Here is a 22,505-nt window from a genome sequence, read left to right as displayed (position 1 = left end):
TGAACTAAGATCGAATAATTAGTGCACTTTCTGATAGACTAATTAGTCATATCGAACAAAAAAAGAAAGTGCTATGACGGAACGACGCCGCTTTTCTCGTATTATCTATCGTGTACCTGCTACGCTCACTCAAGGGCCAAACCAACTCGATACCACAATTCAAGATTTGTCTTTGCACGGATTGCTACTCGAAACAAGTTCACCGGCAGAGTTAGATCTTCACTCTCCTGTTGAAATCTGTTTCGTATTTTCTGAGTCTGAACAGAGTGTATGTTTAAATGCTAACATCGTTAGTTTGAATCAGAATGCCATTCGGCTTAAAATTAGCAGCATTGATATTGATAGCATTAGTCAATTACGACGTTTCATAGAATTGAATGTTGGTAGTGATGAACTACTGAACCGAGAGTTAGAGCATCTTTCAGATCTCGGGGCAGAGTAATTCACCACTCAACTCAGTAAAGAGCCATGTCTAAAAAAATAACCATGCAGGTCCCGACTAAAAACGGCGATCAGCTTTTTTATTTGGGTCGCACTTCGGTCCTCGCGTTTTTTGCATCCCTACTCGCCCTCCCTGCGGTCATCGGTGGTGCCTGGTATTTGAATCAGCAGCAAGTTGAAAACCAAGAAAACTTGAGCCAAACCATTGCGAAGCTAGAAAGCGAAAAAGCTCAGATAACAGCGCTGTATGAAGAGCAATTAGATACTAATCATTCGCTATCTCAGTCGCTAACAGATAAAAACAACCAGATTCAACTACTAGGCAAACGAGTCTTTGATGTAGAGTCTGTACTTGGCCTCGCAGATGAAGAATTGATCGGAGAAGAAAGCAATCTCGCTCTAGAAGAGCGTATTGATGCTGCCGCCATTGACTCTGCTGTAAGAGCCACCATGTTCCGCTTGATACCAAACGATAGCCCGATGACCTACCAGCGTATTTCATCTTCATACGGCAGTCGTATTAACCCTATTTCTGGTAAACGCCATGTTCACACGGGTATCGATCTCACCTGTAAGCGTGGTGAAGAGATTCTCGCCCCTGCTGATGGGGTTGTGGAAACAGTACGACCAAGTAACAGAGGTTATGGCAACTACCTGACTCTACGTCACTCTTTTGGTTTCTCGAGCTCGTTTGCTCACCTAAGCAGATTTAAAGTGAAGAGCGGTCAATTCGTCAGTAAAGGCGATGTGATTGCAAAATGTGGTAATTCCGGTAACTCAACTGGCCCACACTTACACTATGAAGTGCGCTTTTTGGGTCGTGCGTTGAACCCTCAATACCTGATGGATTGGACACCTGAAAACTTCAACTACGCGTTCGAAAAAGAGAAAAAGGTGAAATGGGGACCATTGGTTCAATTGATTGATAATGTCGTTCGTCTGCAAATCAACCTGACTAACTCACCCTACCGTGATACCAGTATTAGCACAGTATCGAGTGAAGACAACAGTGGTAGATCGACCAACTGATCATCTCTCGGCATCCAAATAAAAAAGAGCAGCCTGTGAGCTGCTCTTTTTGCATCTAAAATCAGTTCTTATCCACGATGGATATTATCGTTAGCTTGTTTGAGTAGGTTCTGACTCTCATTCATAAATTGCTGCGAGTACTCGCCAAACCAATCACTCACTTGTTCAAAACTTTCGACAAACTCCGCTTTGTCTTTGCTATCCAATATGCTTAGCGCTTCACCAAAACGTTGGTGGAATCGCTTAATCATGTCGATGTTCTCTTGCGACGAAAGAATGATGTCACCGTAGAGGTTTGGATCTTGACCAAACAGACGCCCTACCATCGCTAACTCCAAGCGGTAAATTGGTGAGCTCAGTTTGAGCAGTTGTTCAATGTTTGGATTCTCTTTGCTTAAGTGCATACCGTAAGCAAACGAAGTGAAGTGACGCAGCGCCTGAATCAAAGTCATGCCATGATCGTGCTCTTGCGCATCAATTTGGCACAGACTTGCGCCCCAAATACCAAACTGTTGCAATAGCCATTGGTATTGATCGTTACCACGACCATCACAGTACACAATCACCTGCTTCGCTAGGCTCGGAACATCTGGGCCAAACATTGGGTGTAAACCAACTACGGGGCCTTGATGCACATTCAACATTGCTTGCAAAGGCTTCGACTTAATAGAAGTCAGGTCACACAGAATGCAGTCTTTTGGCAGGTTGCCTAGCTTTTCAATCACACCTTCTGTTAGATGAATCGGTACAGTAACGACAACCAGCCCCGCATCTTTCAGGATGTCGTCAGCATGATCCCAGTCTTTACTACCCAGCACTTTAACTTGGTAACCAGATAGCTTAAACATTCGGCCAAACAAACCACCTAACTGGCCATTACCACCAATAATGACCACTGAGCGCAATTCTGGATTCAAACACTTAAAACCGGAATCTTTCTCGCTGGCATAAGACTCACGCATAGTTCGACGAAGAATGTCTTCAATCAGCTGTGGGGGGATTCCCATTTTTTCAGCTTCAGCTCGTCGTGACGCCAGCATTGCCGCCTCACGATCTGGGGCATAAATTGGCAAACCATGTTCGCTTTTTACTTCACCCACTTGCTCTACTAGTGCTAAACGCTGAGCTAATAGCTCTAGCATTTGCTTGTCGACTGCATCAATCTGATCGCGTAATGCGTTAAGTTCAACTGCCATTGATGTTCCTTAAATCCCGTGTTGTTAGCCTTTTAGACGATTCTCTAAGAAAGGCACCAGCTCTTCGTGTGCATGACGTAATAGTGCCTCAGTTGAATCCCAATTGATACATGCGTCGGTGATCGATACGCCGTATTTCATCTCTTCAAGAGCTAGCTCAGAAGATTGGTTACCCTCATTGATATGGCTCTCAATCATCAAGCCGATAATCGACTTGTTGCCTTCACGGATTTGGTGAATCACGTCTTCCGCAACCAATGGCTGACGACGGTAATCTTTACGTGAGTTTGCATGGCTACAGTCCACCATTAATGAAGCATCCAGACCAGACTTCGCCATTTCTTGCTCACATTCTGTCACTGATACTGAATCGTAGTTGGTTTGCTTACCACCACGTAGAATCACGTGACCATTAGGGTTGCCTTGTGTAGTAAGTAACGCTACCTGACCTTCACGGTTAATCCCCATGAAACGGTGACTAGAAGAGGCCGCCTGCATCGCGTTAACAGCGGTTGCCAAGCTACCATCCGTACCATTCTTGAAGCCAATCGGCATAGAAAGGCCACTTGCCATCTCGCGGTGAGTTTGTGACTCAGTCGTACGAGCACCGATCGCTGCCCAGCTAAAAGTATCTGCAAGGTATTGTGGACTGATTGGGTCAAGGGCTTCTGTTGCTAGCGGGATTTCCATCTCAGCCAATTCAACCAGCAGTTCGCGACCAACATGCAGACCGTGTTCAATGTCGAAGCTGCCGTCTAGGTGTGGGTCATTGATCAGGCCTTTCCAACCAACCGTGGTTCGAGGCTTCTCAAAGTAAACACGCATTACAATATACAGTTGGTCGCTTAGTTGTTCAGAAAGAGCTTTTAGACGCTTTGCGTAATCCTTCGCAGCTTCAACGTCATGAATAGAACATGGTCCACATACAACAAGCAGACGATGATCTTTTTTGTGAATGATGTCAGCGATGGTTTGGCGAGACTCTTGAATAAAACGACGTGCCTTTTCACTCAAAGGAAGCTTAACTTTTAGCTCCTCTGGCGTGATCAGTACTTGTTCTTCGCTGATGTTGATGTTGCTCAATTCACTTCTTTGCATAACTTCGACCTGTATATTTTTATTTACACCCAACCAATTCCTTGGTGAGACAACTAAGCTTTATCGACAAGATAACAGGCTAAAAAAGAAATTCAAGTGTACACAATAAAAAACATTTAATGTAAAAATAAATTTACACACAAATAAAAAGCCGAAATGCAGGGCACTTCGGCTTAAAATAGGTGTTTTCGACACTTTACGTATATCCCAAGTAAAGCAGTACTTAGGCTTTACATGGCTAACCAACCAATCGCTTCATGGCCTCAGTGGCGTCTTTCCACTCTTGCGAAAGTTTTAGCTCGCTTAGAGAAAAGCTTTGCTTCTTCAACAAGGCATCTGCTCGAGGAACAGAAGTGATTGGTAGATTATCCAGCACCTCAACTTGCGCATCGCGCTTGTTGCAAACCAGCAGCATATCGCAGCCAGCGTTTAATGCTTGTGCGCCACGCTCAGCAGGACCGCCCATGATCGCAGCGCCTTCCATGGTCAAATCATCAGAGAAGATCAAACCTTTAAAGCCAAGTTGCTGGCGCAAGATTTGTTTTAGCCAGTACTCTGAGCCACTTGCAGGTTGATCATCATAATTTGGGAAAATGACATGAGCAGGCATCATCGCATCTAAGATGCCAGCATCGATTTGCGCTTTGAAAATAGCCATATCTTGCTCAAAGATATCACTACGCTCGTCGTACGGCGTCTCTAGGTGTGAATCGGCAATCACACCGCCATGGCCCGGGAAGTGCTTACCTGTTGTTGCCATACCGACACTCTTCATGCCCTGCATATAAGTGGTGCTATGACGCAGAATGGTATCCATATCCTCACCAAAAGCTCGGCTGCCGATCGCCTTACACTGATGACCTTTATCCAGCACAGGCGCGAAGCTTAGGTCGATGTCATGAGCAATCAACTCAGCTGCCATCAACCAACCGCCCATGCGTGCCAATTCTTCACTGTTTTGGTGTTTGGCGTATTCGTCTGCCGCAGGAATCAGAGAGAAACCTTCACGGAAACGCTGAACGCGCCCGCCTTCTTGGTCAACACCAATCAAAATCGGACGTTTCGCCGCTTTGCGGATAGATTGGGTAAGAGCTTGAAGCTGCTCGCTGTCGTGGTAATTACGTGTAAATAAAATCAAACCACCAACCGTTGGATGCTCCAAAATTTCTCTGTCTTCTGCAGTCAGTTCATAGCCTGCAACATCAACCCATAACGGTCCCATTTTTTCTCCTCAAAATCGGCTGAATATCTCGTATTCGATGAGGTTATTCGCTTCAGAATTGCTTTACAATAAGTGAATCGAAGAATTGACGGAATTGGCTGTGAATCTTAACAAACTGTATATCGGTGTGATGTCTGGAACCAGCATGGACGGCGTAGATACCGCTCTGGTTGAAATCGAAGATAACCGTGTTCGCTTAATCGCACACGATGACTATCCAATGCCCGCTCATATTAAGCAGACGCTTCTGTCGGTTTGCACCGGCCAAGGCACGAACCTTAAAGTCATTGGTGAGCTTGACCACCAGCTTGGGCATTTGTTTGCCGATGCGGTTTTACAGTTGTTAGATAAGTCTGGCTACTCTGCTGAGCAAATCCGAGCCATTGGCAATCATGGTCAAACCGTGTTCCACCAGCCAACAGGCGATCTGCCCTTCACGACTCAACTGGGAGATGCCAACATCATTGCTGTTAAAACGGGTATTGATACCGTGGCAGACTTCCGTCGTAAAGACATGGCATTAGGTGGTCAAGGCGCACCACTCGTCCCAGCTTTCCATAAAAGCATTTTTGCCATGCAAGATTCCACTACCGTGGTGCTTAACATCGGTGGAATTGCCAATATCTCGGTGCTGCATCCTGAGCAAGTGGTGATTGGCTACGATACCGGCCCAGGCAACACGTTGATGGACGCATGGTGTGAACAACACACGGGACAAGGCTTCGACAAAGATGCGCGATTTGCTCTGCAAGGCAACAGCGATGCAGCACTGCTAACTCAACTCTTAGCAGAGCCTTACCTCTCAATGTCGGCGCCTAAGAGCACAGGACGAGAGCTGTTCAATATCAATTGGCTACATCAACGGTTGGCCCACCACAATACCTCCGCACAAGATGTACAACGCACGCTGTGTGAATACTCAGCAAAAACCATTGCAAGCGAAGTGAAAAAATTCACTTATGGTGAGAAACCCCAGCTCTTGGTGTGTGGCGGCGGGGCAAGAAACCCGCTGCTGATGCAACGTTTAGCGGCACTTCTACCGCAGTGGCAAGTCGCAACAACCGATGACAAAGGCGTCAATGGCGACTACATGGAAGCCATGGCGTTTGCTTGGCTCGCTCAGCGACATATCGACGGACAGCCGAGCAACTTACCTGAAGTGACTGGCGCAAGCCGTCTTGCTTCGCTTGGTGTGCTCTATCCTAAAAACTAAATGTGTTGTGCCAGACACAACGACAAGATAAACAAAAATCAGTATTCAAAAGGCTTAAACCACTATGACAAATGACGCGCTTATTGCTGCTCTTGCCCATCTTGTATCAGAGGGGCGCAACCCAGATACGATGGACATCGACTTGTTACCATCTCTGGATATTGTTCAGCGTCTTAACCAGCAAGATAAACTTGTGCCGCTTGCGGTAGAGAAAGTGCTGCCAGAAATCGCACTCGCGGTGGATAAGATCACCGACGCATTTAAAGTCGGCGGTCGTCTGGTTTACATGGGCGCGGGCACCAGTGGCCGCTTAGGCGTGCTTGATGCGTCAGAATGTCCGCCAACCTTTGGTGTATCTGACAAAATGGTGATTGGTTTGATTGCAGGTGGCCCTGAGGCGATTCTCAAAGCCAAAGAAGGCGCGGAAGACTCTCCAGTTCTAGGCGAACAAGATTTGAAAGACATTGAGTTCACCAGTCGCGACGTGGTGGTGGGCATTGCCGCTAGTGGACGTACACCTTATGTGATTGGCGGTTTGGAGTACGCTAATGAAATTGGCGCGACAACTGTGGCGCTATCTTGTAATCCAGATTCTCCCATTGCAGACATCGCTAACATCGCGATTTGTCCTGTTGTAGGCCCAGAGGCATTGACTGGTTCAACACGTTTGAAATCGGGTACCGCGCAGAAATTGGTTCTGAATATGCTGACCACAGCAAGCATGATCCGTTTGGGTAAGAGCTACCAAAACCTGATGGTCGATGTGAAGGCGACCAACAACAAGCTCGTCGCGCGCGCCGCACGTATCGTGATGCAAGCGACCGATTGCAGCAAAGAGCAAGCAACCGAAATACTCAAACAAACGGATTACGATGTGAAGTTGGCGATCTTAATGATCCTCACCGATCTTGATATCGATTCCGCTCGCGCGCACCTGCATCACCAAGATGGTTTCTTGCGTAAGGCTGTGGAAAGCCACCAGCCCAAATAGCGGTGCTGATGGTAAAATCAAAACAAACAAAAAGGAGACCTCAAGGTCTCCTTTTTGTTCTGGTATCAAGAATTAGTCTTCGTACAACCATTCATCAAATTCTTGGTTAAGCTTGTCATTCGCTTTACGTTTGATGTGTTCGGGATTCGCTATGTTCTTAACGTTATCCACTTTGTTGGTGTACTTGCGCGTGGTTTGATTTACTTCACGCTTAACCTGATTCTCCACATAAGTGCCATCGGTGATCTCTTTGATATTACGCTTAGTGTGATTGATGGTGTTGGTAATACGATGCTTGTCATGATCGTACTTACGCTTCATCTTTATCGACTCTTTCAATACATTGGTTGCACCAACCGTTAGGGGAAAGAGCGCCATTGCGACCAAAAAGATCTTCTTCATATTTCTATTTCACTTCTGATTGAATCTGATACCACCAGTAAACCAAAGCAATAAAATTCAAATGTCAGAAGATTAACAGGGAGGATTGCCGTCTTGATTATGAAACAGAACTAGTTGCTGTATTCATTCCAACCGCGTTGCCATTCCATACGGAACTTCTGCGCTTGGGGCGTACCTTCACACACACCTTCATAATACTGACCAGACAAGCCCATTTGGTAAGCGAAATCCGGATTGCAGTATTCCGTCACACCTTCTAGATAACCTTGGTCATAGTCACCTTGCTGAGCATTACCGAGTTGATTAAGCTCTTTCACTGTGCGAGAAGTATGCCCTGCAATACCATCTTGATAACCGATCTGATACCAGTCACCAGATTGCGCCAATTCTTCCGTGGTTGCCGCGCACCCAGCGAGTAAAGCCAGCGCCAAGCCTAACGTTGCCTTTTTCATCATTCTTCCTTAACTAGTTGTTTTCCAAACAAGCTTACCACTAAAGCCTGTGCTTTGCCGCTGCTGTGTCGATTTGACCACTGAGTTTCTCCTATGACCACTCACAATATATAACGACCATTGAACACCGAATTCCACCACTCAATGGATACCCCGACCACTAAGCAAACGATAAAACCACTTAATCCTTATATCGACCACTCGCTTCTCTATTCGACCGCTCATCCATAGAGCGAATGCGCTTAACAAAAGAGGCGAATAAGATACATCCTGAGCTTAAAAAATTACCCTACCTAATAAACCAAGGACAATTGCTATGATGTGGTTTCTAACCTGTGTCGCAGCCCTCATCGGCGGATACTTCATCTACGGCGCTTTCGTTGAGAAAGTTTTCGGTATCAATGAGAATCGCCAAACTCCTGCCCATACGAAAACCGACGGTGTTGACTACGTTCCAATGTCAACCAAACGTGTTTACCTTGTTCAACTACTTAACATTGCTGGCGTTGGTCCTATCTTCGGTCCAATCATGGGTGCCCTATACGGCCCAGCGGCAATGTTGTGGATTGTTGTAGGTTGTATCTTCGCAGGTGCGGTACACGATTACTTCTCAGGCATGCTTTCTGTTCGTAACGGCGGTGCATCAGTACCAACGATTACCGGTCGCTATCTAGGTAATGGCGCAAAACACTTTATGAACATCTTTGCCATCGTCCTATTGCTTCTTGTTGGTGTGGTATTCGTCTCAGCGCCAGCAGGCATGATCACTAACCTAATCAACGACCAAACCAGCCTAAGCGTGAGCATGACAACCATGGTTGTGTTGATTTTCGCTTACTACATCATCGCGACAATTGTTCCGGTAGACAAAATCATCGGTCGTTTCTACCCACTGTTCGGCGCACTCCTGATCTTCATGTCTGTTGGTCTTATGACAGCGGTTGCGTTCTCTAGCGAGCACACGGTAATGGGCGACTTCCAAGTGAGCGACATGTTCACTAACTTGAACCCGAACGATATGCCTCTATGGCCAGCGCTATTTATCACTATCGCATGTGGTGCAATCTCTGGCTTCCACGCAACTCAGTCTCCACTGATGGCGCGTTGTATGGAGAACGAGAAGAACGGACGCTTCGTATTCTACGGCGCAATGATTGGTGAAGGTGTTATCGCGCTAATCTGGTGTGCTATCGCTCTGTCTTTCTTCGGTACACTTGATGGTCTAGCAGAAGCTGTGAAGAACGGCGGTCCTGGCAATGTGGTATACAGCGCGTCATTTGGTCTACTAGGTGTATTCGGTGGTGTGATTGCTTTCCTTGGTGTTGTTATCCTACCAATCACATCGGGTGATACAGCGTTCCGCTCTAGCCGCCTGATTCTTGCTGAATACTTCGGCATGGAACAGAAAACACTGCGTAACCGCCTGCTAATGGCTGTACCACTGTTCGTTATCGGCGGCATCCTGACTCAAGTAGACTTCGGTATCATCTGGCGCTACTTCGGCTTCGCAAACCAAACAACAGCAGTAATGATGCTTTGGACGGCGTCGGCTTACCTACTACGCCACAACAAGCTGCACTGGATTACCACAGTACCAGCAGTGTTCATGACAACCGTATGTGTGACTTTCATTCTAAACAACAGCACACTAGGTTTTGGTCTGCCGATGCAAATCTCGACTATCGCTGGCGTTCTATTCGCACTAGCGGCGGCGGGTTACGTTATCAAGATTTCTAAAGGCAAAGGTGAGACTGAACTGGCTGATGAAGAGAAACCACAAACAGCCTCAGAAACCGCATAATGAATCCCTTCGCTTGCTAACCGATTCATTATCAATGTCTGGATAAAAACAAGAGCCTGCCCTTTGCAGGCTCTTTTTGTTTCTCTTCGAAGATTTAATTCACTTACAATAAAAACATCATTTTTAGGTTAGGTTCGCTATGGAACTGGTCATCTCCCTTTTACAACAAATGTGTGTCTACTTAGTGCTGGCTTACATGCTGAGTAAAACGCCGATCATTTTGCCTCTGCTGAGTATCTCTTCTCGCCTCAGTCATCGGCTCATTTGTTACGTACTCTTCTCTGGCTTTTGTATTCTAGGAACCTACTTCGGCTTGCACATTAATGATGCCATTGCCAACACTCGTGCTATTGGCGCAGTGATGGGAGGCCTGTTTGGCGGCCCTGTTGTGGGTTTTGCAGTGGGATTAACCGGAGGCATTCACCGCTATACATTAGGGGGCTTTACAGATTTAGCCTGTGCAATCTCTACCACGGCAGAAGGCTTGATTGGCGGCCTGCTACATGTCTACCTAATTAAGCGAAAAAAAGGCTCGATGCTGTTTAACCCCAGTGTAGTCTTCAGCGTGACCTTTGTAGCGGAGATTGTGCAGATGATCGTCTTACTCGCCGTGGCCAAGCCATTCGACCAAGCCTATGAGCTGGTTTCTGCCATTGCGGCTCCGATGATCATTGCCAACTCAGTCGGTGCAGCACTATTCATGAGCATCCTGCAAGATCGTAAAACCATTTTTGAAAAGTACTCAGCAACCTTCTCTCGACGTGCATTGAGCATTGCCGACCGCTCTGTCGGCATTCTTAGCAACGGATTTAATAGTGAGAACGCCGATAAGATTGCCCGTATCATCTATGAAGAAACCAAAGTCGGCGCGGTCGCCATTACCGACCAAAAAAAGATTCTGGCTTTCGTTGGTATCGGGGATGATCACCATAGGCCAAATACTCCAATTTCATCGCAAAGTACACTCGATTCAATGGAGAAGAACGACATCATCTACCTTGATGGCAGTGAACGCCCTTACCAATGTTCATTGGCACAAGACTGTAAACTGGGTTCTGCACTGATCATTCCTCTACGTGCAGGCAAAGAGGTGGTGGGCACCATTAAGCTTTACGAGCCAAAGCGCAAACTGTTTTCAACAGCCAACATGTCGATGGCGGAAGGCATCGCTCAGCTTCTTTCCAGCCAAATCTTGTATGGCGATTATCAGCAACAACAAACCCTGCTGGCTCAGGCAGAAATCAAACTGCTGCACGCACAGGTGAACCCACACTTCTTGTTTAATGCGCTAAACACCATCAGCGCCATTACTCGTCGAGATCCAGATAAGGCGCGAGAACTGATCCAAAACCTATCGCACTTCTTCCGCAGTAACTTAAAGCAGAACATCAACACCGTGACGCTAAAGGAGGAGTTGGCTCACGTGAATTCCTACTTGTCGATCGAAAAGGCGCGCTTTACCGATCGCTTAGAAATTGAGATTGATATTGAACCAGAACTGCTGGATATCAAGTTACCGAGCTTTACTCTTCAACCGCTGGTCGAAAATGCCATCAAGCATGGTGTTTCTAATATGTTAGAGGGAGGAAAAGTGAAGATTTATAGCCAAGCACACCCTCAAGGTGCGCTGATAACGGTTGAGGACAACGCAGGTAGTTATAAGCCGCCAAAAGAGAATCATTCTGGTTTGGGGATGGAAATTGTCGATAAGCGCTTATCGAATCAATTTGGGCGTGATTCAGCGCTAAAAATTACCTCTCAGCAGCACCAATTTACTAAAATGAGTTTTATCATTCCCCACTCGCGATAAGTACAGTGAAAACGCACAAAGGTAGTCTTGGATGTTAACCGCCCTCGTCATTGATGATGAACAGTTCGCTCGTGAAGAGCTAGCAGAGCTATTGGATGAAACAGGCCAGATTGAGGTGATTGGCGACGCGTCAAACGCCATCATGGGGCTGAAGAAGATCAATGAGCTCAAACCTGATGTGGTGTTTCTCGACATCCAAATGCCACAGGTGACGGGCATAGAGCTGTTGGGCATGTTAGACCCAGAGACCATGCCTTACGTGGTATTTGTGACCGCCTACGATCAATACGCTATCCAAGCTTTTGAAGACAACGCGTTCGACTACTTGCTCAAGCCCGTTGACCCATGCCGTTTGACGAAAACCGTCAAGCGCCTGAACAAAGTAATGAGTCAATCCGCGCTCACTCAGCAACTATCAGCCATCGCGCCCGAGAGCCTAGACCAGATACCTTGCATTGGACACAACCGCATTGTGATCATGGCAACCGAAACGGTTGAGTGCGCTTACAGCGACATCAGCGGAGTGCATGTACGCTCCACCAGCCAAACCGCCAGCACACAGCTCACGCTAAAAATCTTGGAAGAGAAAACCCCATTGGTGCGTTGCCATCGACAGTATCTGGTCAGCATTAAAGCCATCAGTGAGATTAAGCTACTCGAAAATGGACTGGCGGAAATCATCACCAAAACCGGCTTTGAGATCCCAGTGAGCCGTCGTTACCTAAAAGTGCTCAAAGAGCTGCTAGGTATCAGCCACTAGGGGCTGACTCTGACGGAGTTGTGTAAAAATATCCAATTAAAAAAGGCGACCTTGTGGTCGCCTTTTTAGCATTCGAATTGTCTTAATCGACTTGCTTGATTTGCAGCTCTTTTGGTACTTCGAAGAACATGTTCTCTTCACGACCAAGCACTTCATCCACTGCCTGTGCCCCAACCAACTCTTTGATGCGATCTAGGATTTGATTAACCAGCTCTTCAGGCGCAGATGCACCAGCAGTCACACCAACCTTGCCTTTACCTTCAAACCATTCAGGCTTAATGTCTTCTGGACAGTCAGTCAGGTAGCCAGGCGTGCCGAGTTTCTCTGCTAGCTCTTTTAGACGCGTTGAGTTAGATGAATTCTTGGAACCCACAACCACCATCACATCTACATCGTTTGCAAGCTCACGCACTGCGTCTTGGCGGTTTTGTGTTGCATAGCAGATATCGTCTTTACGCGGCCCTTGAATCTCTGGGAATACGCGACGTAGCTCTTCAATCACATCTGCGGTTTCATCAACAGACAATGTGGTTTGGCTTACGTAGTGCAGATCAGATGGATCTTTTACGATCGCTTTTAGCTTCTCGACATCGGCTGGCGTTTCCACAAGGTACATGCCGCCCGTCTCGCTAGCGTACTGACCCATTGTGCCTTCCACTTCTGGGTGACCAGCGTGACCAATCAGCACCACTTCCATATTTCGACGGCTCGCGCGCGCTACTTCCATATGTACTTTGGTTACCAACGGGCAAGTCGCGTCGAATACGGTTAGGTCGCGAGATTTCGCTTCCTGACGAACCGCTTGTGACACACCATGAGCAGAGAAAATCACAATATTATCGTCCGGCACTTCGTGCAATTCTTCAACGAAGATAGCACCACGCTGCTTTAGACCTTCAACCACAAAGCGGTTGTGTACCACTTCATGTCGAACATAGATTGGTGGCTGATACATCTCTAGCGCACGCTCTACGATGCTAATCGCACGGTCAACACCAGCACAGAAACCACGTGGGTTAGCTAACAGGATTTTCATTTCATTGCTCATGGAAGTTATCTTTTATTTGGGTCGCTATTCTACTGACAAAATTTCGACTTCGAAAGTCACGTCTTGCCCCGCAAGTGGATGGTTGAAGTCCACTGTTACTGAGTCACCAGCAATCTCAGTAATGATGCCTGGGATTTCCATACCATCTGGACCGCTGAACGCCATGATTGTGCCGACTTCAACTTCCGCTTCGCCAACAAACTTAGTGCGATCCATATGGTGGATATGGTCTGGATTCGGCATACCAAAAGCATCAGCAGCTTTTAGTTCGATGGCCTTTTGTTCACCAACTTGTAAGCCTAGTAGGCATTGCTCAAAGTTCTCACTCAAGCTGCCATCGCCCATCACGAATTTAGCAGGCTTACCCATGTTGTGTGTGCTGTCTGCTACAGAGCCATCTTGCATTTTGATGGTGAAGTGCAGCGTTACTGCTGAATCTTGATTTATTGTTGTCACGTTACTGCTTCCTTGAGGTCATTATTGTTTTTCTTGGTGTATACCCTAAATAGTTGGAGTTGCGGCTAGACGACAAGATAAAGCTCCCTATGAGCATAGTGCGCTATGTGATTAGGGGGAATTATCGCAGTCAACAACGCTGCAGCTTCAAATATGACGGGTATACTAAAAAGCGTCGCCAGAATCAACCGACGACGCTTAGGGTTATTCGATATATCGCAAAAGATTACTTGTCAGCGTCCTTTTTGCGGAAGCCATCAAGAATGATCATTGCTGCACCAATACAGATAGTCGTATCTGCAAGGTTAAATGCTGGCCAGTGGTAATTTCCCCAGAAGAAGTCTAGGTAATCAACAACAAAACCATGAACTACGCGGTCAAACACGTTACCCACTGCACCACCGATAATCAATGCATAGGCGATATTGTTCCACTTTTCTTTCGCAGGGAGCTTGCTCATCCAGTAGGTCAAAAGACCTGTTACAACGAATGCAATACCCGTAAACAACCAGCGCTGCCAACCAGCCTGATCACTCAAGAAGCTGAATGCCGCACCGTAGTTATGAACGTACAGTAGGTTAAAGAATGGCAGCACCTCAATTCGGTTTGCCCATCCGTAGCCCATGTTATCCATCACCACCAATTTGATGCCAATATCTGCAATAAATACCAGAATCGCTAACCACAACCAGCGAACTCCAGATTGCTTTAATGTCAGTGCTTTTTCACTCATTACTTTACCTACAAACAGCCCCAGTAAATACTGGGGCTGTTAATTTTAAAAAAAGTTCAGTCGTTGGAGACAATTACGCGAATTTACGTACTTCACCTTCGCCGTCAACGTTAGACACACAACGGCCACAGATCTTCTCGTGACCTTCGATTGTGCCTACGTCTGGCGTGTGGTGCCAACAACGATCACACTTCTCGCCTTGTGCTGCTGCTACTTCAACGAACAAACCTTCGATATCCGTCGCTTGCGCTGCATCAGTCTTCTCACTTAGAGGCTTCACTGTCGCTGCTGAAGTCAATAGAACAAAGCGTAGTTCATCTTCTAGTTTGTTGATTTTCGCTGCTAGAGCATCATCAGCAAATAGAGTCACTTCAGCTTGAAGCGCACCGCCAATAGTTTTCTCTTTACGCGCATCTTCTAGAAGTTTGTTTACCGCACCACGAGCCGCTTGGATTTCAGTCCAGAACTCGTTGTTTAGCTCTTCGCCTTCAGCAAGACCAAACAGTCCATCGAACCACTCACCAGTGAATACGAACTTGTCGCGCTCACCTGGCATTTCATTCCAGATTTCATCTGCAGTGAACGACATGATTGGTGCCATCCAACGAACTAACGCTTCTACGATGTAGTAAAGCGCAGTCTGACAGCTACGTTGAGCGTGACCGCCCTGCTTCGCTGTGTACTGACGGTCTTTAATTACGTCTAGGTAGAATGAGCCCATCTCGATAGAACAGAACTGCATTAGACGCTGAGTTACTGCGTGGATGTTGTACTCATCGTACGCTTTGATGATCTCTTCTTGTGCTGCTAGTGCACGACCAACTGCCCAACGGTCTAGTGCCACCATTTCCTCTGCAGGAACGATGTCCGTTGCTGGGTTGAAGCCGCTTAAGTTAGCAAGGAAGAAACGCGCTGTGTTACGGATACGACGGTACGCATCTGCGCTGCGCTTTAGGATTTCATCAGAAACCGCAACTTCACCAGTGTAGTCAGTAGAAGCAACCCATAGACGAAGAATGTCAGCACCTAGCTTGTTGGTTACGTCTTTTGGTGCAACCACGTTACCGATAGATTTCGACATCTTACGACCGTGACCATCAACCACGAAACCGTGTGTCAGTACTTGTTTGTAAGGTGCTTCGTCTTTCATCGCGATAGATGAAATTAGAGAAGACTGGAACCAACCACGGTGTTGGTCAGAACCTTCTAGGTATAGGTCTGCGCTGTTACCGTTGTACTCTTCACGAGCATCAACTACTGAGAAGTGAGTAACACCTGAATCGAACCATACGTCTAGCGTATCTAGTACTTTTTCGTACTGGTCTGCTTCGTCGCCTAGTAGTTCTGCTGAATCAACATCCCACCATGCTTGAATGCCTTTCTCTTCAACCAACTGAGCTACCTTCTCGATAAGCTCTAATGTGTTTGGATGAAGTTCTGCTGTTTCTTTGTGAACGAACAGAGCAATTGGCACACCCCAAGTACGTTGACGAGAGATACACCACTCAGGGCGACCTTCGATCATACCTTCGATACGGCTTTGACCCCACTCAGGCATCCACTCAACACTCTTGATTGACTCTAGTGCTTTAGCACGTAGGCCTGCTTGGTCCATTGATACGAACCATTGTGGTGTTGCGCGGAAGATGATTGGAGTCTTATGACGCCAACAGTGTGGGTAGCTGTGCTCGTATGCGTGGTGGTGTAGTAGTGCACCTTTTTCTTTCAGTACTTCTACTACTGCATCATTCGCTTTAAATACGTGCTGACCTGCGAATAGCTCAGTATCCGGTAGGTAAACACCGTTTGAGCCAACTGGGTTAGCCACTTCTAGGTTGTACTTGTTACCAACCGCGAAGTCTTCTTGACCATGACCAGGTGCAGTGTGAACAACACCAGTACCTGAATCAGTCGTAACGTGATCACCAAGGATCGCCGGTACTGTGAAATCGTAGAATGGATGTTGGAACTGAGAAAGCTCTAGATCCGAACCTTTCGCGAAGCCTAGGTTGTGGAAGTGCTCGATACCCGCACGATCCATTACGTCTTTCGCCAGTTCAGAAGCCACGATGATACGCTCAGCGTTGTCACCTTCTGTTTGGATAAGTACGTACTCTAGATCATCACGTAGACATACTGCGCGGTTTGCTGGCAGTGTCCATGGCGTTGTTGTCCAGATAACGATAGATACGTCACCTTGACCTTCATGACCTTCAGTCAGTTCAAACTTAGATAGCAGTGCCGCTTCGTCTGCCGCTTTAAAGCGAACATCGATAGATGGCGATACTTTATCTTTGTACTCAACTTCTGCTTCAGCAAGAGCTGAGCCACAGTCTGTACACCAGTGAACTGGTTTAAAACCTTTCAGTAGGTGACCTTTGCTTGCGATCTTACCAAGTGCACGGATGATGTTCGCTTCAGTAGCGAAATCCATAGTGCGGTATGGCTTGTCCCATTCACCCATGATACCAAGACGCTTGAAGCTCTCTTTCTGACCTTCAACCTGACCTGCAGCGTACTCGCGACATTTCTCGCGGAATTCAGCTGCCGTCACTTTTTGGCCTGGTTTGCCTACTTTCTTTTCTACCATCAGTTCGATTGGCAGACCGTGACAGTCCCAGCCTGGAATGTATGGTGCGTCAAAACCTGAAAGTGTTTTGGATTTAATAATAATGTCTTTAAGAATCTTGTTTAGTGCGTGACCAATGTGAATGTCACCGTTCGCATAAGGAGGGCCATCGTGCAATACGAATGACTTTTTGCCTTTCTTAGCTTTACGGATTTCACCGTAAAGATCTTCTTTGTACCAACGCTCAAGCATTTCTGGCTCACGATTGGCCAGGTTGCCGCGCATTGGAAACCCTGTTTCAGGTAAATTCAGGGTATCTTTATACTCACTCATCGATTCTTAATTCCGTTATATTGGGCGAAAATTAGACATTATGTTGGACGGTGGAATAAACCGCTCAACGCTTAAGCTGACGCAGCCACACCCTTGCTGCTTCAGCATCCAATTCAATTTGTTGTTTAAGTGCTTCAAACGACTCAAACTTTTGCTCATCTCGAAGTTTGTGCAAAAGTTCCACTTCTAGCTGTCTGCCATATAAATTAGCGTGAAAGTCGAATAAGTGTACTTCTAACTGTTGGCGAACACCATTCACTGTTGGCCTTTGACCAATGTTAGCGACACCACCAACTGGCTTATCCCCTAAGCCAAGCGCTTGAACAACATAAACTCCGGAAACCGGAGATACACAGCGTTTCAACGGAATATTTGCGGTAGGGAACCCGATGGTTCGACCTAGCTTTCTTCCGTGTGAAACACGACCGCTGATGCTGTAGTTTCTTCCCAGCATCTCATGTGCGGAATGCAAATCATCACGAGCCAGTGCTTTGCGGATAGCGGTGCTACTCACTCGTAATTGCTGTAGGCAAAAGCTCTGGGTACTCACGACCTCAAAGCCATACTTTTTCCCAGCTTCTTGTAACATTGCGAAGTTGCCAGTCCGACCTTTGCCGAAGCAAAAATCATCACCAATGACCAGAAACTTAACACCCAATCGCTCCACCAACAAGTCACGGATAAACTCTTCCGCAGTTAGGTCGGCAAAATGGCGATTGAAGTTAACACACAGCAAGCGATCAATACTGAGCTTACTCAACTGAACAAACTTATCTCGCAGTCTTGTTAACCTTGCCGGTGCCTTATCTCGGGCAAACAACTCCATCGGCTGAGGTTCAAAGGTCATCACAACTGAAGATAACGAAAGTTTCTCCGCTTGTTCTGACACTTGCTGCAATACTTGTTGATGGCCTCTGTGTACGCCATCGAAATTGCCAATAGTCAGTACGCAACCGTGATGGCGCGACTTGATATTGTGAATACCTCTAATCAGTTCCATTGGATACTGCTTTCTGCCTCTGTTTTACTTTGCACTGTGTGAAACTGACGGATTATATACCAATCCACCTTATTCTGTCCCAGCTTTTAGGTCTTTTAAACGTACGCCGAGTAAAAACACTACGGCAAGGTAAACGCTGGCACCCAGTGCTATCAACATTCCCAGCACGCCACTACGGTGAGCAAAGCTCCAATTTAGCCATACCGACATGTCTTCTAACTGCCACAAAATTGCTGCAACCATGGCAGCCCCCGCAACCATCAAACGTATAATAAAGAAGACCGTTCGTTTGGTTACTTGGTACACACCCGCAATATGTAAACCGCGGTAGAGCAGCGCCATGTTCACAAAGGCAGACAAGGCCGTCGCTATCGCGAGACCGACGTAACCGTAGAAGTATGCGAAGATCGCGTTGAAGACCATGTTGGTCAGCATTGCAATGATGCCGTATTTCACCGGTGTTTTAGTGTCTTGGCGCGAGTAATATCCCGGCGCAAGCACTTTAATCAACATAAAGTTAAGTAAGCCCGATGCATACGCTAATAAAGAGAGAGAAGCTTGGTGTACGTCTTGTGGTGAGAATTCTCCACGCATGAACAAAACCATCAGCATTGGTTTTGCCAACACCATCAGACCAAGCATTGCAGGAATACCTAATAAGGTCACCATACGAATACCCCAGTCCATCGTGTGTGCAAAGCCTTCACTGTGAGCATCTACGTGCTTACGTGATAACGCAGGTAGAATTACGGTCGCAATAGCAATACCAAACAGACCTAATGGGAATTCCAATAAGCGATCTGAGTAGTAAAGCCAACTGATTGAACCCGTTTGTAGGAAACTAGCAATAAAGGTATCAAACAATAAGTTGATTTGGCTTACTGACACACCAAATAAAGCTGGAATCATCAGTGTGCGGATTTTCACTACACCCGGATCACGCCAGCCCCATTTGGGCTTGACCATAACTCCCGCTTTAATAAGGAAAGGAATTTGAAATAAGAACTGAACCAAACCACCCAGAAAAACACCAATGGCAAGACCAATCTCTGGTTGTGACATCTGCGGAGAAATAAACCACGCCGCCAAAATGATCATTACATTGAGGAAGACGGGAGTAAAAGAAGAAACCGCAAACTTACCTAGTGTATTGAGAATGGCTCCCGATAAGGCAACAAAAGTGATGAACCATAAATAAGGAAAGGTAATCTTGAGCATTACGCTGGCAAGTTCAAACTTCTCAGCTGACGGACCACCATGCATCCAGTCCAAGAACCAGCCAAAACCGAATAGAGCGGTAACCACTCCAGAGCCCAGTACACCTATAATAGTGACGATCGAGACAATCACACCAAGCGTACCAGCAGCGCGAGCAATCAATTCTCGCGTTTTATCCATGTCCCCTTGTGCGTGGCTCTCCGTCAACACCGGAACAAAAGCTTGAGAAAAAGCGCCTTCAGCAAATAGGCGGCGTAAAAAGTTAGGAATTTTGTTGGCAAAAAAGAAGACGTCAGCGCTTGCACCGGCCCCCATCAGGTTTGCTACCACTACGTCACGAACTAAACCTAGAACGCGCGAAATTAATGTCATGGCACTGACGATCATGCCTGACTTGAGCAGTCGTTTACTCACTGTAACCTCGGAATATCACCAAAAGATAGCCAACCCTATTCCTTTAAGCCTTTGAAAGCTCCAAATGGGCGTAAAAAATATATCCAGTTATTGTTAGATCTAAGCGGATAATTATTAGCAATGGTCTAAAAATACTGTTAGAATCCCCGCCATCTTAACCGCGATGACCTTTGTTACCAAAATTTGTTTTGGTTTCGATTGGTTTTTGCACAAATCATTTGACATTTAGGCGCAAATGAGGGATAGTCCTCGCCCTTAAATTGTCATAGAAATAAGTTTTTGGGAGTTAGACCCTTGGCAAATAGTAAATCTGCTAAGAAGCGCGCTATCCAAGCTGAGAAACGTCGTCAGCACAATGCTAGCCGTCGCTCAATGATGCGTACTTACATGAAGAAAACTGTTGCTGCTATCGAAGCAGGCGACAAAGAAGCTGCAACTGCTGCATTCGCTGCAGTTACACCTATCCTAGACCGCATGGCGACTAAAGGCCTTGTTCATAAGAACAAAGCAGCACGTCATAAGTCTCGTTTCGCTGCACAAATCAAAGCTCTTTAATAGAAACTTGATTATACAGTGAAGAAAAAACCGGCTAACGCCGGTTTTTTTATATCTAAATTTCAGCAAAGCTCGAATTCAAGATAATAAAAAAGCTGGCAGTGCCAGCTTTTCTGATTCGTGACCTGTCATTACGCAGTTGCTTCTGCACAATAAAGGCCATGAAGTGTTTGAATTAGCGCTTTTACTTCATCGCTCTTCAATGTGTAGTATACCGTTTGCGCTTCTTTTCTTGTCGCAACTAATTCATCACGACGAAGCCAAGCTAAATGCTGAGACAGAGCAGACTGACTTAACTCTAATTTCGCACACAGTTCCCCAACCGATAGCTCTTGATTGTGTAACATGCAAAGAATTTGTAGTCGTCGCTCATTTGCCATCGCCTTGAGCAACACGACGGCTTTAGCGGAGTTTTTCTCCATTTCTTGTAGATTCATGTGTTGGACCTCTAGCTACAACTTACTTTTCCAACTTTGGCCAGTTTGTTGTTTTGTTGTGTTACAAAGATTTTATAATTTCGACTTATAATTTTATCGATAGTAATCTATTTGTTTGAGCAACGAAACGTGTTCATTCAAACATTTGGCTAAAATCTGCATCACACACATTCTTTACTGCAGGGTGTTGTATCATCCGCTCGGCAAAGATGACGTAATACTCTTCCTTTAGATCGTCAACATGCCCAATCAATTGCAAATTTCGATCATCTTCAATCTCAGACATGTACACCGTCGGTGCCAAGAAGATGACATCATCACGGTAACGAGCAAAAGCCTTCATAAGCGCAACATCATCAAACTCACCCAAAACGTCTGGCTGTAAACCTTGACGATCAAACCACTGCAATACTTTTCTTCCCATTGCCGTTCGACTCGCTGGGATGAGTAGTTTTTTCTTCTCTAGGATTTCAGGAAACTTCACATCAGCTATTTCAGACGAAGCGAAAAAGCTCATGCTACTTTCACCTAGTTTTTTGCTGTACAAACCTGGGCTTTGTGTCGAATCCACCGGACAGTCAGAAAGAATCATATCCAGCTTGTGTTGTGATAAACGCTCTAATAGAAGCTCGTGAGTCGACTCGTAGCAACGTAAATGGATGCTGTTGTCCTCAGGAACTGTGGTCATCAGCACTTTACTGACGAGGCGTTTAGAAAGGGCATCGGCAACGCCGACTTCGAACAGGATATTGGAGTGTTGGCTATAGTTAACAATATCGAGCATTTCGTAGCTCAATCCAAACATACGGTCGGCATACTTGAATACTAGCTGCCCTAACTCAGTTGGCTCAACAGTACGACCATTTCGCTTAGTCAACTTCCCCTTCATACGATCTTCAAGGGCTTTAATTTGGCCAGTCACTGTTTGTGGCGTCAAGAACAATGCATCTGCAGCCTTAGTAACTGAACCTTGCTTACATACCATCCAGAAGTAATAAAGGTGGTTATAGTTTAAATGTGACATCGACAGCCCCGCTAAAAAGATGACTTTTTTATATCAAATGTGACAACGACTAACAAGATATTCGGCAAAACTTACAATAATCAATAAAGAGTATGGTTTTTTCGAAGTTATCAGATTCATACTGTCATAAAACTTGAAGCAAAACGCACTTTTTCAATCCTGTACACAATCATCTACAGACAATTTATACAAAATTTAATCATTAAAAATCAACAACTTGAAACTATATGGCTTTTTCTTTTCGACTAATTATCAAAAAGAATAATAAAAATTCCCAATAGAAATCGAACTGTAATATTACTG

Annotated in this window: 21 protein-coding genes; 8 read left to right on the top strand and 13 right to left on the bottom strand. The window is 46.0% G+C overall.

Annotated features, from left to right (window positions below):
- The first annotated feature begins 73 nt into the window (after positions 1 to 73).
- Positions 74 to 442: a PilZ domain-containing protein gene (locus KIV41_RS02245; protein WP_010446041.1), complete on the top strand. Its 369-nt coding sequence runs from the start codon at positions 74 to 76 to the stop codon at positions 440 to 442.
- 26 nt (positions 443 to 468) lie between these two features.
- Positions 469 to 1,470 (top strand): M23 family metallopeptidase, encoded by a 1,002-nt coding sequence (locus KIV41_RS02240; RefSeq protein ID WP_285335593.1) that lies wholly within the window; start codon positions 469 to 471, stop codon positions 1,468 to 1,470.
- A 68-nt stretch (positions 1,471 to 1,538) separates the two neighbouring features.
- On the opposite strand, the gene tyrA is transcribed toward KIV41_RS02240, so the two are convergent.
- From tyrA to nagZ, 3 genes are all read right to left on the bottom strand, one after another.
- Complete coding sequence (gene tyrA, locus KIV41_RS02235) at positions 1,539 to 2,666, bottom strand: bifunctional chorismate mutase/prephenate dehydrogenase (protein ID WP_038884901.1); 1,128 nt, start codon at positions 2,664 to 2,666, stop codon at positions 1,539 to 1,541.
- 24 nt (positions 2,667 to 2,690) lie between these two features.
- A complete protein-coding gene (locus KIV41_RS02230; RefSeq protein ID WP_071234993.1) occupies positions 2,691 to 3,764 on the bottom strand; it encodes a 3-deoxy-7-phosphoheptulonate synthase in 1,074 nt (357 codons plus the stop codon).
- A gap of 238 nt (positions 3,765 to 4,002) precedes the next feature.
- Positions 4,003 to 4,986: a beta-N-acetylhexosaminidase gene (nagZ, locus tag KIV41_RS02225; protein WP_285335592.1), complete on the bottom strand. Its 984-nt coding sequence runs from the start codon at positions 4,984 to 4,986 to the stop codon at positions 4,003 to 4,005.
- Positions 4,987 to 5,086: 100 nt separating this feature from the next.
- Here nagZ and KIV41_RS02220 point away from each other — a divergent pair, with 100 nt between their 5' ends.
- Together KIV41_RS02220 and murQ are read left to right on the top strand one after the other, a co-directional pair.
- Complete coding sequence (locus tag KIV41_RS02220) at positions 5,087 to 6,199, top strand: anhydro-N-acetylmuramic acid kinase (protein ID WP_285335591.1); 1,113 nt, start codon at positions 5,087 to 5,089, stop codon at positions 6,197 to 6,199.
- Positions 6,200 to 6,263: 64 nt separating this feature from the next.
- Positions 6,264 to 7,190, top strand: a complete 927-nt coding sequence (murQ, locus tag KIV41_RS02215) for an N-acetylmuramic acid 6-phosphate etherase (protein ID WP_285335590.1) — start codon at positions 6,264 to 6,266, stop codon at positions 7,188 to 7,190.
- 72 nt (positions 7,191 to 7,262) lie between these two features.
- Here the strand turns inward: murQ and KIV41_RS02210 are convergent, their stop codons facing one another.
- Both KIV41_RS02210 and KIV41_RS02205 read right to left on the bottom strand, forming a co-directional pair.
- Positions 7,263 to 7,592, bottom strand: a complete 330-nt coding sequence (locus KIV41_RS02210; protein ID WP_285335589.1) for a hypothetical protein — start codon at positions 7,590 to 7,592, stop codon at positions 7,263 to 7,265.
- A gap of 110 nt (positions 7,593 to 7,702) precedes the next feature.
- A complete protein-coding gene (locus tag KIV41_RS02205; RefSeq protein WP_010446028.1) occupies positions 7,703 to 8,044 on the bottom strand; it encodes a DUF2799 domain-containing protein in 342 nt (113 codons plus the stop codon).
- A gap of 316 nt (positions 8,045 to 8,360) precedes the next feature.
- Here KIV41_RS02205 and KIV41_RS02200 point away from each other — a divergent pair, with 316 nt between their 5' ends.
- From KIV41_RS02200 to btsR, 3 genes are all read left to right on the top strand, one after another.
- Positions 8,361 to 9,845 (top strand): carbon starvation protein A, encoded by a 1,485-nt coding sequence (locus tag KIV41_RS02200; protein WP_010446027.1) that lies wholly within the window; start codon positions 8,361 to 8,363, stop codon positions 9,843 to 9,845.
- A 139-nt stretch (positions 9,846 to 9,984) separates the two neighbouring features.
- The gene (locus KIV41_RS02195) at positions 9,985 to 11,655 is read left to right on the top strand and encodes a sensor histidine kinase (protein ID WP_285335588.1); all 1,671 of its coding nucleotides are present in this window, start codon (positions 9,985 to 9,987) and stop codon (positions 11,653 to 11,655) included.
- 31 nt (positions 11,656 to 11,686) lie between these two features.
- Entirely contained in the window at positions 11,687 to 12,415 is a 729-nt protein-coding gene (gene btsR, locus KIV41_RS02190; protein ID WP_038884907.1) for a two-component system response regulator BtsR, read from the top strand.
- A gap of 82 nt (positions 12,416 to 12,497) precedes the next feature.
- Here btsR and ispH read toward each other — a convergent pair whose 3' ends face one another.
- The 6 genes from ispH to murJ all read right to left on the bottom strand — a co-directional run bounded on the left by ispH (position 12,498) and on the right by murJ (position 20,186).
- A complete protein-coding gene (gene ispH / locus KIV41_RS02185) occupies positions 12,498 to 13,463 on the bottom strand; it encodes a 4-hydroxy-3-methylbut-2-enyl diphosphate reductase (protein WP_182027306.1) in 966 nt (321 codons plus the stop codon).
- Positions 13,464 to 13,487: 24 nt separating this feature from the next.
- Positions 13,488 to 13,919, bottom strand: a complete 432-nt coding sequence (gene fkpB / locus KIV41_RS02180; RefSeq protein ID WP_005447933.1) for an FKBP-type peptidyl-prolyl cis-trans isomerase — start codon at positions 13,917 to 13,919, stop codon at positions 13,488 to 13,490.
- Positions 13,920 to 14,145: 226 nt separating this feature from the next.
- Entirely contained in the window at positions 14,146 to 14,652 is a 507-nt protein-coding gene (gene lspA, locus KIV41_RS02175; RefSeq protein ID WP_005440576.1) for a signal peptidase II, read from the bottom strand.
- 73 nt (positions 14,653 to 14,725) lie between these two features.
- On the bottom strand, positions 14,726 to 17,554 hold the full coding sequence (gene ileS / locus KIV41_RS02170; RefSeq protein ID WP_010446009.1) for an isoleucine--tRNA ligase: 2,829 nt from the start codon (positions 17,552 to 17,554) through the stop codon (positions 14,726 to 14,728).
- A gap of 64 nt (positions 17,555 to 17,618) precedes the next feature.
- Positions 17,619 to 18,554 carry a bifunctional riboflavin kinase/FAD synthetase gene (gene ribF / locus KIV41_RS02165; RefSeq protein ID WP_010446007.1) on the bottom strand — a complete coding sequence of 312 codons (936 nt, stop codon included), beginning with the start codon at positions 18,552 to 18,554 and terminating at the stop codon, positions 17,619 to 17,621.
- 69 nt (positions 18,555 to 18,623) lie between these two features.
- Positions 18,624 to 20,186 (bottom strand): murein biosynthesis integral membrane protein MurJ, encoded by a 1,563-nt coding sequence (gene murJ / locus KIV41_RS02160; RefSeq protein WP_010446005.1) that lies wholly within the window; start codon positions 20,184 to 20,186, stop codon positions 18,624 to 18,626.
- Between the two features lie 294 nt (positions 20,187 to 20,480).
- Here murJ and rpsT point away from each other — a divergent pair, with 294 nt between their 5' ends.
- Positions 20,481 to 20,741, top strand: coding sequence for a 30S ribosomal protein S20 (gene rpsT / locus KIV41_RS02155; protein ID WP_005440571.1), 261 nt, complete (start codon positions 20,481 to 20,483; stop codon positions 20,739 to 20,741).
- A 131-nt stretch (positions 20,742 to 20,872) separates the two neighbouring features.
- Here rpsT and KIV41_RS02150 read toward each other — a convergent pair whose 3' ends face one another.
- Both KIV41_RS02150 and nhaR read right to left on the bottom strand, forming a co-directional pair.
- Positions 20,873 to 21,178: a metalloregulator ArsR/SmtB family transcription factor gene (locus KIV41_RS02150; RefSeq protein WP_005447923.1), complete on the bottom strand. Its 306-nt coding sequence runs from the start codon at positions 21,176 to 21,178 to the stop codon at positions 20,873 to 20,875.
- A gap of 133 nt (positions 21,179 to 21,311) precedes the next feature.
- Positions 21,312 to 22,202: a transcriptional activator NhaR gene (nhaR, locus tag KIV41_RS02145; protein WP_009707695.1), complete on the bottom strand. Its 891-nt coding sequence runs from the start codon at positions 22,200 to 22,202 to the stop codon at positions 21,312 to 21,314.
- Positions 22,203 to 22,505: the final 303 nt, after the last annotated feature.

The sequence above is a fragment of the Vibrio sp. D401a genome (assembly GCF_030248515.1).
In the GTDB taxonomy this organism is placed as follows: Bacteria; Pseudomonadota; Gammaproteobacteria; order Enterobacterales; family Vibrionaceae; genus Vibrio; species Vibrio rotiferianus.
Note: the sequence above shows the minus strand (reverse complement) of the source record. Positions and strands in the feature narration are given on the sequence as shown.